The organism is Streptomyces sp. R33, assembly GCF_041200175.1.
GTDB classification, from domain to species: Bacteria; Actinomycetota; Actinomycetes; order Streptomycetales; family Streptomycetaceae; genus Streptomyces; species Streptomyces katrae_B.
In genome coordinates this window covers 472184-486312 of sequence record NZ_CP165727.1, presented here as the reverse complement: position 1 = coordinate 486312, position 14129 = coordinate 472184, and the positions used below count along the sequence as shown (strand labels likewise).

The 14129-nt window shown below is 70.0% G+C and carries 16 protein-coding genes and 1 pseudogene; 12 read left to right on the top strand and 5 right to left on the bottom strand.

The genetic code is table 11. The annotated features are described in order from the left end of the window. Window positions 1-229 precede the first annotated feature (229 nt). Window positions 230-643 (bottom strand): ATP-binding protein, encoded by a 414-nt coding sequence (locus AB5J51_RS02555; protein WP_053790935.1) that lies wholly within the window; start codon window positions 641-643, stop codon window positions 230-232. A gap of 289 nt (window positions 644-932) precedes the next feature. On the opposite strand from AB5J51_RS02555, the gene AB5J51_RS02550 reads away from it, so the two are divergent. The 6 genes and pseudogenes from AB5J51_RS02550 to AB5J51_RS02525 form a co-directional block, all read left to right on the top strand. Continuing rightward, window positions 933-1277: an STAS domain-containing protein gene (locus AB5J51_RS02550; RefSeq protein ID WP_369776644.1), complete on the top strand. Its 345-nt coding sequence runs from the start codon at window positions 933-935 to the stop codon at window positions 1275-1277. Next, window positions 1277-1960: a response regulator transcription factor gene (locus tag AB5J51_RS02545; RefSeq protein WP_136226295.1), complete on the top strand. Its 684-nt coding sequence runs from the start codon at window positions 1277-1279 to the stop codon at window positions 1958-1960. Before AB5J51_RS02550 ends, AB5J51_RS02545 begins: the two co-directional genes overlap by 1 nt. Then, window positions 1957-3099: a PAS domain S-box protein gene (locus AB5J51_RS02540; RefSeq protein ID WP_369776643.1), complete on the top strand. Its 1143-nt coding sequence runs from the start codon at window positions 1957-1959 to the stop codon at window positions 3097-3099. Before AB5J51_RS02545 ends, AB5J51_RS02540 begins: the two co-directional genes overlap by 4 nt. Then, a complete protein-coding gene (locus tag AB5J51_RS02535) occupies window positions 3096-3530 on the top strand; it encodes a response regulator transcription factor (protein WP_369776640.1) in 435 nt (144 codons plus the stop codon). Before AB5J51_RS02540 ends, AB5J51_RS02535 begins: the two co-directional genes overlap by 4 nt. A 1101-nt stretch (window positions 3531-4631) precedes the next feature. Then, on the top strand, window positions 4632-5036 hold the full coding sequence (locus tag AB5J51_RS02530) for a DUF5133 domain-containing protein (RefSeq protein ID WP_159047416.1): 405 nt from the start codon (window positions 4632-4634) through the stop codon (window positions 5034-5036). A 7-nt stretch (window positions 5037-5043) separates the two neighbouring features. Beyond that, window positions 5044-5366 (top strand): annotated as a pseudogene (locus AB5J51_RS02525) (PRC-barrel domain-containing protein); the annotation flags it as partial. A 191-nt stretch (window positions 5367-5557) separates the two neighbouring features. On the opposite strand, the gene AB5J51_RS02520 reads toward AB5J51_RS02525, so the two are convergent. Beyond that, entirely contained in the window at window positions 5558-5959 is a 402-nt protein-coding gene (locus AB5J51_RS02520) for an STAS domain-containing protein (protein ID WP_369776638.1), read from the bottom strand. A 78-nt stretch (window positions 5960-6037) separates the two neighbouring features. Beyond that, complete coding sequence (locus AB5J51_RS02515) at window positions 6038-6727, bottom strand: HSP18 transcriptional regulator (protein WP_133895509.1); 690 nt, start codon at window positions 6725-6727, stop codon at window positions 6038-6040. Window positions 6728-6833: 106 nt separating this feature from the next. Here AB5J51_RS02515 and AB5J51_RS02510 point away from each other — a divergent pair, with 106 nt between their 5' ends. The 4 genes from AB5J51_RS02510 (at window position 6834) to AB5J51_RS02495 (ending at window position 8885) form a co-directional block, all read left to right on the top strand. Next, window positions 6834-7268: an Hsp20/alpha crystallin family protein gene (locus tag AB5J51_RS02510; protein ID WP_030226840.1), complete on the top strand. Its 435-nt coding sequence runs from the start codon at window positions 6834-6836 to the stop codon at window positions 7266-7268. An 89-nt stretch (window positions 7269-7357) separates the two neighbouring features. Continuing rightward, window positions 7358-7753: a DUF2267 domain-containing protein gene (locus AB5J51_RS02505; RefSeq protein ID WP_053790927.1), complete on the top strand. Its 396-nt coding sequence runs from the start codon at window positions 7358-7360 to the stop codon at window positions 7751-7753. Window positions 7754-7822: 69 nt separating this feature from the next. Continuing rightward, window positions 7823-8263 carry a DUF2267 domain-containing protein gene (locus AB5J51_RS02500; protein ID WP_136226300.1) on the top strand — a complete coding sequence of 147 codons (441 nt, stop codon included), beginning with the start codon at window positions 7823-7825 and terminating at the stop codon, window positions 8261-8263. Window positions 8264-8450: 187 nt separating this feature from the next. Continuing rightward, window positions 8451-8885 carry an ester cyclase gene (locus tag AB5J51_RS02495; protein WP_053790925.1) on the top strand — a complete coding sequence of 145 codons (435 nt, stop codon included), beginning with the start codon at window positions 8451-8453 and terminating at the stop codon, window positions 8883-8885. Between the two features lie 83 nt (window positions 8886-8968). Here AB5J51_RS02495 and AB5J51_RS02490 read toward each other — a convergent pair whose 3' ends face one another. Beyond that, on the bottom strand, window positions 8969-9574 hold the full coding sequence (locus AB5J51_RS02490) for a sigma-70 family RNA polymerase sigma factor (protein WP_369776634.1): 606 nt from the start codon (window positions 9572-9574) through the stop codon (window positions 8969-8971). A gap of 76 nt (window positions 9575-9650) precedes the next feature. On the opposite strand from AB5J51_RS02490, the gene AB5J51_RS02485 reads away from it, so the two are divergent. Both AB5J51_RS02485 and AB5J51_RS02480 read left to right on the top strand, forming a co-directional pair. Further along, window positions 9651-10481, top strand: a complete 831-nt coding sequence (locus AB5J51_RS02485; RefSeq protein WP_369776632.1) for an alpha/beta fold hydrolase — start codon at window positions 9651-9653, stop codon at window positions 10479-10481. Between the two features lie 426 nt (window positions 10482-10907). Continuing rightward, window positions 10908-11114 (top strand): hypothetical protein, encoded by a 207-nt coding sequence (locus AB5J51_RS02480; protein ID WP_369776631.1) that lies wholly within the window; start codon window positions 10908-10910, stop codon window positions 11112-11114. Window positions 11115-11911: 797 nt separating this feature from the next. On the opposite strand, the gene gyrB is transcribed toward AB5J51_RS02480, so the two are convergent. Next, window positions 11912-13963, bottom strand: a complete 2052-nt coding sequence (gyrB, locus tag AB5J51_RS02475; protein ID WP_369776629.1) for a DNA topoisomerase (ATP-hydrolyzing) subunit B — start codon at window positions 13961-13963, stop codon at window positions 11912-11914. Between the last annotated feature and the right edge of the window lie 166 nt (window positions 13964-14129).

Sequence of the window (14129 nt, the reverse complement as noted above, 5' to 3'; positions counted from 1 at the left end):
CATCACCGGGCGGCCCTGACCCGAGCCGGCCGCTCGTGCGAACGCGGGGGTGTGATCGGATTCGGATGCGCGCCCGGCTGTGCCCGCATGCGTGTCCCAACTCCGGCAGTCCTGCCAGGACGAGCGAGCGCCAGGCGCCGGGCAGGCAGCGGGTGGTCACGCGCTCAGTCCCACGCGTGACCGCCACCCCCGCCCTGACCGGCATTCCGGTCCGTCACAGGGCCTGGGACTACCAGATCAGCTCTGCGTGAACGGCCTTGCCGTCGCCATCGTGGCGGGCGACGACGCGCACCCGGCGTGCGAGGGCCTGGACGATGCCCCACCCGCGACCGCCGGTCCGGTCGGGAGTCCGGGAGTACGGGCGGCGTGGGCTCGTGTCCCGCACGGTGATCTCGATCCCGCCAGGAACCAGGCCGAGTTCCAGGACGAAGGGGCCGGGAGCGTGGCGGACGGCGTTGGTCACCAGTTCGGAGACGACCAGCAGGACGTCATCGTGAAAGGTGCTGCGCGCGGGCGGGGAGTGGTGGCGAAGGAAGGCGACGGCGGCTTCCCGTGCTTCGGCGATGCAGCCGGGCGCGCCGTCGAAGTCCAGGCACTCCTCCGCATGACGGGCGTCGTGCGGAATGGCCGACGGGAGCTCCATCCCCACCCCCCTTCCACTGAATGCCTACGGCTCGGGTACCCCACCGCTGCCCGGTAGCCCGAAGGGCTGTCGGGGCCCTGTCCCTTGGCGCTTTCCCCAACAGCAGGGTACCCAGCCCGATTGAAATGTTCACGGGTTCGCGCCGCCTGCCGTCGCGCGCTTTCAGGCCGAATCCGGCCACGAGATGGTGACCCGTCAGGAGAACGGGTTTTCTTCTAGTGCAGATTCACTATCCTTGGCTGGTGCTCATTACCCAGGCTGGGGGCTGCACCATGAGAGAAGACGCAACGTGACCGGCCCGGTGTTCCAGGTCAGCACCGCACTCGACGCCAATGTGGCAGGGCTGCGGCTGGTCGGCGCGTTGGACCTGGACGGTACCGCGCAGTTGCTCGCCGCCGTCGACGACTGCTTCGCGCGGCGGCCCGACCGCGTCGTGCTCGACCTGTCGGGCCTGCGGTTCTGCGACTGTGCGGGGCTCAACGTGCTGCTTGAGGCCAAGGCCACAGCGGATAAGATCGGCACCGAGCTGCGCTTGGAGGGCGCCCGCACGCAGGTCGCCCGACTGTTCGCTCTCACTGGCGTCGACGAGCTGTTCGCCGGCGGCGTGCCGCGTCTACCACCGAGGACCCTGTGATGCCTTCGACACCGCGGACCACAGCGGATACCGTGCCGCGCACCGCCGGGGGACGCATCACCATCCTGCTCGTCGAGGACCACGACATGGTGGCCGAGGCGATCCGGCTCGCCCTTGACCGCACCCACGACCTGGAGGTGGTCGGCCGTAGCCTGTGCTTGAAGGACGCGCTGGCCGACGCGGCCCGGCTGCGTCCCGCCGTGGTGGTGCTGGACCGGCGACTGCCCGACGGCGACGGCATTGCCGCCATCACCGCGCTCAAGGCCGCCGCACCCGGCACCCGGGTACTGGTGCTGACCGGCGAAGGCACACCGGCGGTGGCCGCCCACGTCGCCGAGGCCGGTGGCTCGGGACTCATCCTCAAGGTCGACAACCTACGCGAGCTCCAGGACGGCGTACGCCTGGTGGCGGCGGGTGAAGTGGCCTTCAGCAAGGGACTGCTCAGCGGAGCGCTGGACCGGCTGGCCGGCAGGACCGTCGACTTGGGCGCGACCCTCACCCCGCGCGAGCGCGAGACCCTCTGCCTGCTCGGCGACGGCCTGGGCACAGCCGAGATCGGTCAGCGGCTGGGCGTCGCCCTCAACACCGCCAGGAACCACGTCCAGCGGGTCCTGGAGAAGCTCGGCGCGCGCTCCCAACTGGAGGCGGTCGCCGTGGCACGCCGTGAGGGCCTTCTCCCATGAACCGTGACGACCGCGCCGAACGAAGTGGCGCCCTCGCTCCGACCGAGACGGCGTTCACCCTGCTGGTCACGAGCGTCCTCGACTACGGCATCTTCATGCTCGACCCCGGAGGCCACGTCTCCAGCTGGAACGCCGGAGCCGAGCGGATCAAGGGTTTCCGTGCCGCAGACATCATCGGCCAACACTTCTCGGTCTTCTACCCGCCCGAGGACATCGCTGCCCGCAAGCCCCACAAGGAACTTGAAACGGCCATCGCCGACGGCCGGCTGGAGGACGAGGGCTGGCGCATCCGCAAGGACGGCTCCCGCTTCTGGGCCAACGTGGTGATCACCCCCCTCTTCGACGAGTCCGGGGAACTGCGCGGCTTCGGCAAGGTCACGCGGGACATGACCGAGCGCCGCGCCGCCGAGCAGGCGCTCACCGAACGCCGCCGCCTGTTCACCCACCTCGTCCAGGCCCAGGAGTTGGAACGCCGTCGCATCGCCTGGGACGTGCACGACGACTCCATCCAGGCCATGGTCGCCGTCGGCATGCGTCTACAGCTCCTCGCCGACCAGGTCGGCGAGCCCTACGCGCGTGAACTCTCCCTGCTGGACGCGTCGGTGCGCGAGGCGGTGAGCCGCCTGCGCAACCTCACCTTCCGGCTCCAGCCGCCCGGCATCGACCGGCACGGCTTGATCGAGTCGCTCTCCCAGCACCTCAACGACGTGGTGGCCGGGAGCTGGGGTCTTGAGCCCACCCTGGAACACGACATGGAAAAGGAACCGGCCCCCGAGACCGCGATCACCATCTTCCGCATCGTGCAGGAGGCACTGCTGAACGTGCGCAAACACGCCCGAGCGCGAACCGTACGGGTCAGCGTCACCACCGAGAACCAGGGGCTGCAGGTCCAAGTGGCCGACGACGGCACCGGCCACGCGGCGGGCGCCCACAGGCTGCAGGAGCACTTCGGGCTGATGGAGATGCGGGAGCGGGCCGAGACCGCCGGCGGCTGGTGGACACTGCGCAGCGAGCCCGGTACCGGCACGACCGTGGAGTTCTGGGTGCCCGACCTGCCGACGGGCGAGCTGGACGAACCGCTGCCCGGTGCACCCGTCAGGAGCTTCGACTCCCTGATCGCCCCCCAGGGGCTGTCGTGACCCCGCCGGCCGCGCCCAGCGGTCCCCTGCGGGTGCTGCTCTGCGACGACAACGACATGCTGCGCGCGGCGCTGGCAGAGGTCGTCGGGTCCCAGCCCGACCTCGCCCTGGCCGGCAGTGCGGCCAACGCCGACGAGGCGATCCGGCTCGCCACCGCCCAAAGGCCGCACGTCGTGGTGCTCGACGTGCGCTTCCCCGGCGGCGGCCCGTACACCGCCGAGCAGATCCTCCGCGCCGTTCCCGGCGTCCGCATCCTGGCGTTCTCCGCATACGGGGACCAGGGCCCGCGCACCGAGATGGCTGTCGTCGGCGTCGCGGGATACCTCGTCAAGGGCATCACCAACGCCCGGCTGCTGGCCGAGGTCCGGGCCCTGGGAGCCGAAGCCCTCAAGGAGACTCCCTCCGTCGCCGAAGGGGGAGCCGACGCATGAGGGCGGGCCGCGGTGAGGGCTGGTTGCGCTGACGCGAACGCCCCGCCCGGGGTGTGCGAGCGACGGGGCCTCCGCGTGGGCGCGCAGCGTCATGTGCGCAAGTCGTCGAAGAACTTCGGGACATGCTCGGCGGCCCAGCCATGCAGGGCCGCTTATGGTTCGACGCCGAATGAGGGCGAGGCCGCCGAGGTCAGCGCCTGCCTCGAAGGCGCCTGAACATTCCGCGGGCCTGTTCCCGCTTGCGCGGGTCGGAAGCCGCACGCCGCACCGAAGCGATCGTCCGCTGACCCTGCGGGCTGCGACTGAACTGCTTGATCTTTGCGAATAGTCCGGACATACGCCCTCCCGATGTGGCCCAGCGTGACGCTACGCCGTGTGCCCCGGGGCTCGTTCTCCAAACTGCGCGGTGCCGCCGCGCACGGCGCGACGCGGCACCTCTGCCGGACGGCCACGCCTCTTTCGACGCGGCCGCGGGGCGCCCTCCGCTGCACGAGGGGGATGGCCCGGTCAGTTGCGGGCGGGGCCGCGCCCGCAGGCGCTGAATGCCCCCGGGCGCCGCAGGCACCCCCCAGCGCCCTGTCCGGCATGCGCCGATTTGGTATATACGTCCTGTTTTTCGTGTATTTCTTGACGTGCGTAGGTCGGGGGCTGAAGATGCTGATGGGAAGCAGTGGCAGCCCCAGAACGTGTGGGGAGGCGGTGATGACCGCGACCTTGAACGCCAGCTGGCCGGACACCCCGGAAACCGTCGCTCTGGAGATCGGGGTGACGACCGGCCGTCCGTCGGGGACGGTTCACGTCTGCGTGAGCGGCGAGTTCGACTGCGACAACGCCGCAGTCCGCCGCGAAGACCTCTTGGCCGCCCTGCGAGTCGGCCCGCGCCTTGCTGGTCACCGCCGCCGGCCGTCCCGTCGAGCGCCTCCTCCACCTCACCGCCACGCGCTTCCTGCTCACCTGACCGTGTCCGCCGGAAAGCAAGTGATCTCCATGACCGCGTCCATACCTCTCACGGGGCCCGAAGCCGGTCGCCGTCACGCCCCTGAAAGCCCCGGCCCCGCCGTGCGTGACTCCCAGGCAGTCCCGTGGGCGGTGGGCACGCTGATGGCGACGACCCCGGCCACGGCCTACGAGGCCGAGTGCATCCTGTCCGCCGCGGCCGCCCAGGCCGGCCTGCCCGAGACCGTCCTGGCCGCCGCGATGCGTGAAGCCCTCCGCGGCGCACCGGTACCCGCTCGCGCCGAGCGGGCCCTGCGCGAGGCCGTCCAGGCCAGCCGTATCCAGGGCACCGCATTCCAGGCCTCCGGCCCCTACCTGCTCCCGCTGCGGACAGACGCCGAGAAGGCTGTGGGACGCTTCTTCGAAGCCCGCCTGCGTCTGACCGCAGCCCCGGCCGACCCGGAGGCCCGCCGCGCCTTCGAGGACGTCCTGTTCACCCTGTGCGTCCTCATGGGCCGGCCCTCAGCGCCCCAGGCGCTGCACGAGGCCATCCAGTACACCGAGAGCTGACCCCGCGATCCCAAGGCCTTGCCGGCAGGGGCCGCCGCCCGGCACCGACATCGTCGGCTACAAGGTCGAGGCCACGGACGGCAGCATCGGCAAGATCAGCAAGCATTCCGAGGAGGTCGGCGCCTCCTACGTCGTCGTGGACACCGGGGTATGGATCTTCGGAAGCACGTGCTGCTGCCCGCCGGGACGATCAAGATGATCGACCTGGGGGAGGAAAAGGTCTACGTCGACCGGACCAAGGACCAGATCAAGGACGCTCCCGGGTTCGACGAATCCAAGCACAGCGGCGAACCGTCCTACCTGGAGCAGTTCGCCCGCTACTACAACCAACCGCACATGCAGCACGGGCATGCGTGGCGCGGGGTCCCGCGCCGTGCGCGCGGTGCGGCGTCACTGGCTCCGGCGGTGTCCAGGGCTGTGCGCGGGAAGCGGGACCCCGGTGCCGGACGGCGGGGCAGCGGTCTCCGCGGTCGGGTCGATGCGGGGGCGTGCCCATCGCTGTCCGCGCACCACCAGCCTGTCTATCGAGGGGGTCCGTCCGAGCATCCACTCGGAGGGCGGCCGACGCTCGTCGGCGGGTCCTGATCCAGGGGGAAGAGGGACAGGGCGCCCGTCAGCTCAAGGAGGCGCAGGAGCTGGGAATTGGGGGCGGCGAGGCGGATCACGGTGCCGGTCTCCTGCGCTGAGCGTCGCGCCGTGAGGAGCGCGTTGAGCCCCGAGGAGTCGCAGAAGGTGAGGAGGCTGCAGTCGACCGCCACGGGCCTGGTGGGGGAGGCGTGGGTGAGTGCTTCGGTGAGGGCGAGCTGCAGGGCGGGTGCTGTCTCGATGTCTATCTCGCCGGCGGGCCGGACCGTGACCGTGCGGTCCTGGACCTCTACGGCGACGCCGTTGCCGCCGGCGTCCCGGGGCGGATGTTCACCCATGGTGGATCACTCCTTGGATCTACGAGCGGGGCCGCTTGGGGCGCCCGTCGGCCAGTCGGTGGTTCTCGGGTTTACGAGTCACGTGCTGCGCTGGTCATGGGTGTCCTGTCGGAGCTGGTCGGTGTGTCGGGTCAAGGCATCGATGCGTTCGGCGAGCTCGGCGTCCTCGGGCCGCAGATGAGTCCGGGTGTCGGACAGCGGCCGGACGAGGCGGGCAGCGTCATTGTCGGCGAGGGCCGCGTTCAGGTCGTCGACGGCACCCTGGGCGCTGGCGGGAAGGCCGGCGAGGGCAGTGATCTGGCCCGCGAGCCGGCGCAGGTCGGCCGCGTTGTCGCGGGCCCAGGCGGTCACGGTGCGGTCGGCGGCGCGCATGTCGCGGGTGGCCTGGACGCGTTCCTCGCCGGTGGTTCCGGCGGTGCCGGGGCGCAGGCGCAGGTATCGGCGTTCGGCGGCCTGGCGGCTGGCGACCCCGAGGGGGCCGGCAAGGTCGGCCCAGCTCGCGCCCTGGCCGCGCGCGGTTTCGATCAGGCCGCTCTCCCAGCCCGCGAGCTGTTCGCGGACCTCACGCAGCATGAGCAGGGCGGCGAGGGCCGGGTGCGGGCCCGAGGCCAGTACGGACGCCGCTCGGGCCGTCGGTGTACTTCCGGGGTCCTCCTGCGCGCTTCTCACGGCCTGGTCGATGGTCTCCAGCGCCGCGGCGGCGGCCAGGAAGGAGACCTGCGGGGTCGGTGGGGTGGTTTCCTTCACAGCGCTCTCCGACTCTGTCATCCTTCAGGTGACACCTTGCTTGTCATCGTTTCGATGACATGTTACAACGGAAGCACGTTGAAGCGCATTGGCAGTTTCTGCCTGAACCAACTGGAGGTGTTTCGCGATGTTGATGCGCACCGACCCGTTCCGCGAGATGGACCGCATCGTCCAGCAGCTGTCGGGTGCGTCGGGTACCTGGTCGAAGCCGTCCGTGATGCCGATGGACGCCTACCGTCAGGGCGACGTGTACGTGATCGCCTTCGACCTCCCCGGAGTGAGCACCGAGGCGATCGACATCGACGTCGAGCGGAACATGCTGACCGTGAAGGCCGAGCGCCGGCCCGCGGAGAAGTCCGACGGCGTGCAGATGGAGCTCTCCGAGCGGCCCCTGGGTGTCTTCTCCCGCCAGATCATGCTGGCTGACACCCTCGACACCGAGCGCATCGAAGCCGACTACGACGCCGGTGTCCTGACCCTGCGGATCCCGATCGCCGAGCGTGCCAAGCCCCGCAAGATCTCCATCGGCGGCGAGTCCGGCCGCAAGCAGATCTCCGGCTGAACAGCCCGGCACCAGCGGCGGAGGACGGGGACTGACCCCTCCGCACCCCCTCCTCCGCCGCCCCTTCCCCCTCCCTCGGAGGTGACGTGATGTCGATGCGCGGGGAGGCGTTCCTGGACCACGTCCAGGAACGCGGCGAGTACCAGTCTCGGGAAGAAGCCGAACGAGCGGCCCGCGTCGTCCTGGCCCTCCTGGGCGCGCACCTGGTCGGCACCGTGCGGGCCGAGCTCGCCGCCCGGCTCCCGGAAACGTACGCCCTGATCCTCCTGAACCCGCTGCAGGCCGCCGAACCGCTCTCCCCCGAACGCTACGTCCGCGCGACCGCGGCCTGGATCGAAGGCGCCACCGAGAAGACGGCCCTGTGGGACATCGGCGCGGTCCTGTCCACCGTGGCCGCCGCAGCGGGAGACGCCCTCATGCGCGAGGTCCTGCTCCAGCTCCCGCCCGGCTACGACCTCCTCTTCGGCCGCCCCCAGCCCACCTGACCGCCCGCCGTCACCGGCAGGAAACCGAACCCTCGAAGAGACCTCGAAGAGAAAGGCAACCGCAGCACCATGTACGACCAGCCTCGAGCGAACCCGTCCCGTGCGGCCATGACGTTCGACCAGATGCTGGAACGCGTGCGCTACGAAGGCGCCTACCCCACCCGCGAACGCGCCGCAGATGCCGTCCACAACGTCCTCGCAGCCCTCGGCCGCCAGCTCACCGGAGACGAACGCGTCGACCTCGCACAATGCCTGCCCATCGAGGCCGCCCTCACCCTCACCGCCCAGATCCCCGACACCGAACAGCTCACCGGCTGGGGCTTCGTCAAAGACCTGGCCGCCCGCACCGGCGGCACACCGGCCACCACCCGCTGGGACACCGGGGCCGTCCTCGCCACCGTCACGCGCCTGGCCGGCCCCGACCTCCTCGCCCGGATCCTCCACCAGCTCCCGGGCGGCTACGCCCTCCTCTTCGGGCAGGCAGAACTACGGCAGCCCCAGCCCGCCTGATTCTGTCCCGGCGTACCGCATCAGGCACGGTTCGTCCCCTTCGCTCTCGCTGTGAGTCACTTGCACGACTGCTTCTGGGTGAAGGTCCATCGTGGCCTGGCGTGCCGAGGATGTGACCAGGGAAGCCGGGGGTGACGATTCGGTTCGTGTGCCGTTCCGGCGATGCGAGTGAGCGCAGAGGGGTCCCGTGTCCACTGAGGAGAACAAGAGGCTGGTTCGCCGCTTCTACCAGGAGATCGACGCGGGCAACGTGGATGCCATGGACGAGCTCGTGGCCGAGGACTACCTAGACCACTCGCCTCCGCCCTTTCCAGGGTTCGCACCCGGTCGCGAGGGACTCAAGCAGGCGTTCCGTCTGTTCTGGGAGGCGACACCCGGAACCCACGAGATCGAAGACCAGATCGCGGAGGGGGACAGAGTCGTGACCCGGCTGACGGCCCGGGGAGTGCACGAGAGGGACCTCCCGGGCATCCCTGCCACCGGCAGGCCGATCACGATGACCGGGACGGTGATCCACCGCATCGAGAACGGCAAGCTCGCCGAGAAGTGGTCGGACAAGGACGTCCTCGGCTTCCTTCAGCAGCTCGGCGTCATCCCGACGCCCGGCGGGGCATCGGGATGAGGCAGGCCGGCCCGGCCAGCCGGCACCGACGACGCCGGACCCGGCGGCCTGGTCCTCGGCGGGGGAGTGCGGCTGGCGGGGTGCTATTCGGCGGCCCGGAGCCGGTCGCGTTGGAGCCGGTGGGCGAGGGCGCGGCGTACCGAGGCAGGTGCGGTGGCGGTGCTCGGGGCCGGCGAGGGGACGTCCAGTGCGCGGCTGATCTCGTCGTACGCATCGCGGTAGCTGCCGGGCATGTCCGCCCGGTGCAGCAGGAGGTCCTCTTCGAGGAGGCGTCGCAGTTCGTCGACGTGCCGCGGGGTGAAGCGCTTCCTGCCCCGGGCGATGGCGTTGACGTGGCGTGTACAGCGGGCGGTGTCGTGGAAGTTCTCGGAGATCTCCTCCGCGAGGCCCCATAGCCGCCCCTCCAGCCACGGCGTGTCGTGCTGGTCGAGGGAGAGCCTCATCGGGGGGAGCGGATCGGCCGAGCGGTACTTCGCCATCTGCTTGGAGACGGCGGGCTGGCTCATGTCGGTGAGCCGGGCGATCTTCTCCTGAGTCCATCCCAGGCCGACGAGTACCTTGATCATTTCAGCGCGGAGCTGTCTCATCTCCTCGCCCGCCCGGATGACCTCGTTCATCTCGGCGAGCATCCGCCCGGCCTGTTCCTCGGTCAGCGCCGCGGGGTTCTGTACGTCCTCTTCGCCTGCCATGGCTCGGTTATACACCCTGGACGCCACGGATATAACCAGGTTGTATAACCCGGTTATCGATGGCAGGGTGCGCCTCATGCCCACCTTCCACACACCTGACGGCACCCTGCTCGCCTATCGAGTCCTCGGAGAGGGCGACCCCGTCGTGTGCATCCCCGGCGGCCCTGCCGACTCGCGCTACCTCGGCGACATCGGCGGCCTGTCAGCGCACCGCCGGCTGATCGTCCTGGACCTGCGCGGCACCGGCCGGTCCGCGATACCTGCGGACGCCGCTTCCTACCGCTGCGACCGCCTGGTCGACGACGTCGAGGCCCTGCGGGAACACCTGGGCCTCCCGCAAATGGACCTACTCGCCCACTCCGCCGGCACGAACGTCGCGACGCAGTACGCGGCCCGCTACCCGCAGCACCTCAGCAAGCTCGTACTCGTCGGCCCCAGCACCCGAGCCGTCGGTATCGAGATCACCGGGGAGATGCGGCGCGAACTCGCCCGGCTACGGAAGGACGAGCCGTGGTTCCCAGCGGCATACACCGCCCTGGAGGCCCTCACCACCGGTGCAGGCGGCGACCCGGAGGCGATCGCACCCTTCTTCCACGGCCGTTGGGACACCGCGGCCCAGCAGCACCACACGGCCAGCCGACCCGACAACCAGGAAGCCGTCGCCCTCTTCGGAACCGAGGGCGCCTTCAGCCCGAAAGCCACTCGCGCGGCACTCGCCACCTGCCAGGCCCCCACCCTGCTGCTCGCCGGGGAGTTCGACGTGAACAGCCCTCCGGAGTCGGCAGCCGAGTTCGCGGGCCTCTTCCCTCATGCCGCACTCGTCGTACAGCCAGGGGCGGGCCACTACCCCTGGCTCGACGACGGCCACTGGTTCGTGGCGGCGATAGCCCGATTCCTGGGGCGATGACTCGCCCTGCTTCCCCAGCGCACGCCGGCGTCGCGCCATTCCTGACGGGCGGCCTTGCGCTGCAAGCCGCCGCCTGGTGCGACTTCTTCAGCACCAGCGGCTGAATCTGGACGCGATGGGGATGTGCCGGGGGCCGGCGGGCCTCCGGCCGCGGCCGCCGGCCGACGCGCCGTGCGGTGTGTCGCGGGCGGCTGCCGCAGGGGGCCGCGTCCGGTGCGTCATGAGCCCCCAACGGGGTCTCGGGGGTCTCGCTCGGGGCTCCGGCCAGGATCGTGGCGACCTCTGCCAGGCGCCTACCCAGCGGCCGCTGCGAAAGGTCGTAGAGCAGGCTCGCGGGGCGGACCAGATCGGTCACCCACATGATGCGAAATGTCACTGTGCGTGTCAGTGTGGGAGGGAGCCTTCAGCGCATAGAGGAGTTTCGTCATGGGCGGTAAGCAGGACAAGCGCCAGGACCCGCGCAAGAGCCGTGAGGAGCAGGAGCGCATGCGTCCTGTGGGGCAGGATCCCGTCCACCCAGGTACCCGCGAGGAGCGCTCCGGCAAGATGAGCCCCGAGGAGATGGCCCAGCGCCGCCTGGAGCAGATGCGCCGTGAGCGCGGCGATGACGAAATGCGCGAAGACGAGTTCTGACCTCATCAGATCGGTCTTTGCGCCCCCGTACACAGGACCCGGCCGGGCCCGTAGTCACCATCACCGGCCGGGTCCTGTCATGTGGCCGGGCCAACGGGCCAACGGGCCGACGCGGTCGTCGGCCGCCGCTGCCGCAACCGCGAGGCTGGTGTCGGAGCGGCCGTAGTCCTCCTGCCGGGCGGCAGGTTGGCACGCCTCCGCCGGAGAGGGGCCGGGGCCGGCCCGACCGCGGCCTCTGGCTTGTGGTCCCCGGTGCAGCGGTGGGGGTGGCCTCTACGGTCGTGCAGGGCGGGATGGACGGAGACGCATTCCGGGACGGCGGGGGAGTGGGGTGAGCAGCAGGGACGGGGCCGGCGGCAGGTGCCCGTCACCGTGCCGTAGCCGGGCCCGAGACCGCCCCGGATGCTGACGCAGGCCGCGGGCCGCGGAGCCAGTGCCGGGCCCCGGCGTGCGGGACCCGCTGGCCTTTGAGCCGAAGTGCGACGGCACCGGGCGATCCTGTTCACACCGGCTGGACCAGGCGGCCGGATGTTGTTGCAGACCCGGCGCGGCCTCACCAGGACCGGTTCCCGGACCTGGTGGGGGCCGCGGAGCAGCTCCCCGACGGCCTGGTCCTCGACGGCGAGCCGGTGGGGGACGCGGAAGCGGGCCGGTTGTCGATCGAGGCCCGCCCTCGCTGGCGAACGCGATATCGAAACGGCCCGCCTCCGCACTGGGCATGTCCTGTGCCGAAGCCGCCCTCTACCTGTAGAGGTCCGTGGTGGCGGGGCTCGGTTCGGCGGTCAGCGGAGGCCGACTCAGATGTCGAGGAACCGAACGTCCTTGGCGTTGCGCTGGATGAAGGAGCGCCGTGCCTCGACGTCCTCGCCCATCAGCACCGAGAACAGGTCGTCGGCCTGGGCCGCGTCGTCCAGGGTGACCTGGCCGAGCACGCGGTGGTCGACGTCCATGGTGGTGACGCGCAGCTCCTCGGCGTTCATCTCGCCCAGACCCTTGAAGCGCTGGATCGAGTCTTCCTTGATCCGCTTGCCGTTCTGCTTGCCGAGCTCCACCAGCGCGTCGCGCTCGCGGTCCGAGTACGCGTACTCGAAGTCGTCCCGGCCCCACTTGATCTTGTACAGCGGCGGGCGCGACAGGTACACGTGACCAGCCTCGACCAGCGGCCGCATGAAGCGGAACAGGAAGGTCAGCAGCAGGGTGTTGATGTGCTGGCCGTCGACGTCGGCGTCCGCCATCAGGATGATCTTGTGGTAGCGGAGCTTCTCGATGTCGAAGTCCTCGTGCACACCGGTACCGAACGCGCTGATCAGCGCCTGGACTTCGGTGTTCTGGAGGATCTTGTCGATACGGGCCTTCTCGACGTTCAGGATCTTGCCGCGAATCGGCAGGATGGCCTGGTACATCGGGTTGCGGCCGGACTTCGCGGAGCCGCCGGCCGAGTCGCCCTCGACGATGAAGATCTCGCACTTGGTCGGGTCGTTCGACTGGCAGTCGGACAGCTTGCCCGGCAGCGAGGCGCTCTCCAGCAGACCCTTGCGGCGCGTCAGGTCACGGGCCTTGCGGGCCGCGACGCGCGCGGTGGCCGCCTGGATCGACTTGCGGACGATGTCCGCGGCCTCGACCGGGTTGCGGTCGAACCAGTCGGACAGGAGCTCGTACGTCACGCGCTGGACGAAGGACTTGGCTTCGGTGTTGCCCAGCTTGGTCTTGGTCTGGCCCTCGAACTGCGGCTCGCCCAGCTTGACCGAGATGATCGCCGTCAGACCCTCGCGGATGTCCTCGCCGGCGAGGTTGTCGTCCTTCTCGCGGAGCAGCTTTTTGTCGCGCGCGTACTTGTTGACCAAAGCGGTCAGGGCGGTGCGGAACCCTTCTTCGTGCGTACCTCCGTCATGGGTGCGGATGGCGTTCGCGAAGGAGTAGACGCCTTCGTTGTAGCCGGTGTTCCACTGCATCGCGATCTCGACGGACATTGTCCGCTCGGGGTCGGAGCCTCCGATGGAGATGACGGTGGGGTGGACGGTCTCGCCCTTGCGGGAGTTGAGGTGGGTGACGAAGTCGGCAATGCCTTCCTCGTAGTGGTAGGTCACCGTGCGGGCGGGCCGGTCGGTGTCACCGTCGGCCGATTCGGCGCCGGTGGTGGCTCTTGCCGAGGCGCGTTCGTCGGCGAGTGAGATGGTCAGGCCCTTGTTGAGGAAGGCGACTTCCTGGAAGCGCCGGGAGAGGGTCTCGAAGGAGTAGGCGGTGGTCTCGAAGATGCTGTCGTCAGCCCAGAACGTGATGGTGGTGCCCGTGACGGTGGTGGCTTCGTGCCGGGCGAGCGGAGCGGTGGGCGCGCCGGCTTTGAACTCCTGACTCCACCGGTAACCGTCCTTGCGCACCTCCGCGGACACCCTCGTCGACAGGGCGTTGACGACGGAGAGGCCGACGCCGTGCAGGCCTCCGGAGACGGCGTAGCCGCCGCTGCCGAACTTGCCGCCGGCGTGCAGCACGGTGAGGACGACTTCCAGGGCGGGCCTGCCCTGGGAGGCAACGATGTCGATGGGAATGCCGCGGCCGTTGTCGGCGACCTGGAGGCCACCGTCGGCGAGGATCGTGACGGCGATGGTGTCGGCCACGCCGGCCAGCGCCTCGTCCACGGAGTTGTCGACCACTTCCTGCACCAGGTGGTGCAGGCCGCGTTCGCCGGTCGATCCGATGTACATGCCCGGTCGTTTGCGGACCGCATCGAGCCCGTCGAGGACGCTGATGGTATTGGCGTCGTAAGACGGCGTCGGCGCCGGGCTCTTGCCGGCGAGCGAGGCGGGAACGGCGGCCGGGGCGGGCACGGTCGGGTTGCCGGGATCGGTCACGAAAGACTCCTTCAGGGCAGCACAAGCCGCGCTCCCTCATGGAGCGGGCGTGTGGAGAGGGGGATGCAACAGGCAGTGCGGAGTGGCCGGACGTGGTCATGGATGGATGTCCGGCTCCGGGGCCGACATCCACTCCATCCTATTTCCCGTCAGCGTGTATGCCATG

What these genes read in the sequence shown, in the direction of transcription:
- AB5J51_RS02490 (WP_369776634.1), bottom strand. Translation starts at nt 9,574, where the DNA reads ATGGCAGGCGAAGAGGACGTACAGAACCCCGCGGCGCTGACCGAGGAA.
- AB5J51_RS02500 (WP_136226300.1), top strand. Translation starts at nt 7,823, where the DNA reads ATGTACGACCAGCCTCGAGCGAACCCGTCCCGTGCGGCCATGACGTTC.
- AB5J51_RS02480 (WP_369776631.1), top strand. Translation starts at nt 10,908, where the DNA reads ATGGGCGGTAAGCAGGACAAGCGCCAGGACCCGCGCAAGAGCCGTGAG.
- AB5J51_RS02510 (WP_030226840.1), top strand. Translation starts at nt 6,834, where the DNA reads ATGTTGATGCGCACCGACCCGTTCCGCGAGATGGACCGCATCGTCCAG.
- AB5J51_RS02540 (WP_369776643.1), top strand. Translation starts at nt 1,957, where the DNA reads ATGAACCGTGACGACCGCGCCGAACGAAGTGGCGCCCTCGCTCCGACC.
- AB5J51_RS02555 (WP_053790935.1), bottom strand. Translation starts at nt 643, where the DNA reads ATGGAGCTCCCGTCGGCCATTCCGCACGACGCCCGTCATGCGGAGGAG.
- AB5J51_RS02505 (WP_053790927.1), top strand. Translation starts at nt 7,358, where the DNA reads ATGTCGATGCGCGGGGAGGCGTTCCTGGACCACGTCCAGGAACGCGGC.
- AB5J51_RS02485 (WP_369776632.1), top strand. Translation starts at nt 9,651, where the DNA reads ATGCCCACCTTCCACACACCTGACGGCACCCTGCTCGCCTATCGAGTC.
- AB5J51_RS02530 (WP_159047416.1), top strand. Translation starts at nt 4,632, where the DNA reads ATGGCGACGACCCCGGCCACGGCCTACGAGGCCGAGTGCATCCTGTCC.
- AB5J51_RS02545 (WP_136226295.1), top strand. Translation starts at nt 1,277, where the DNA reads ATGCCTTCGACACCGCGGACCACAGCGGATACCGTGCCGCGCACCGCC.
- AB5J51_RS02515 (WP_133895509.1), bottom strand. Translation starts at nt 6,727, where the DNA reads ATGACAGAGTCGGAGAGCGCTGTGAAGGAAACCACCCCACCGACCCCG.
- AB5J51_RS02520 (WP_369776638.1), bottom strand. Translation starts at nt 5,959, where the DNA reads ATGGGTGAACATCCGCCCCGGGACGCCGGCGGCAACGGCGTCGCCGTA.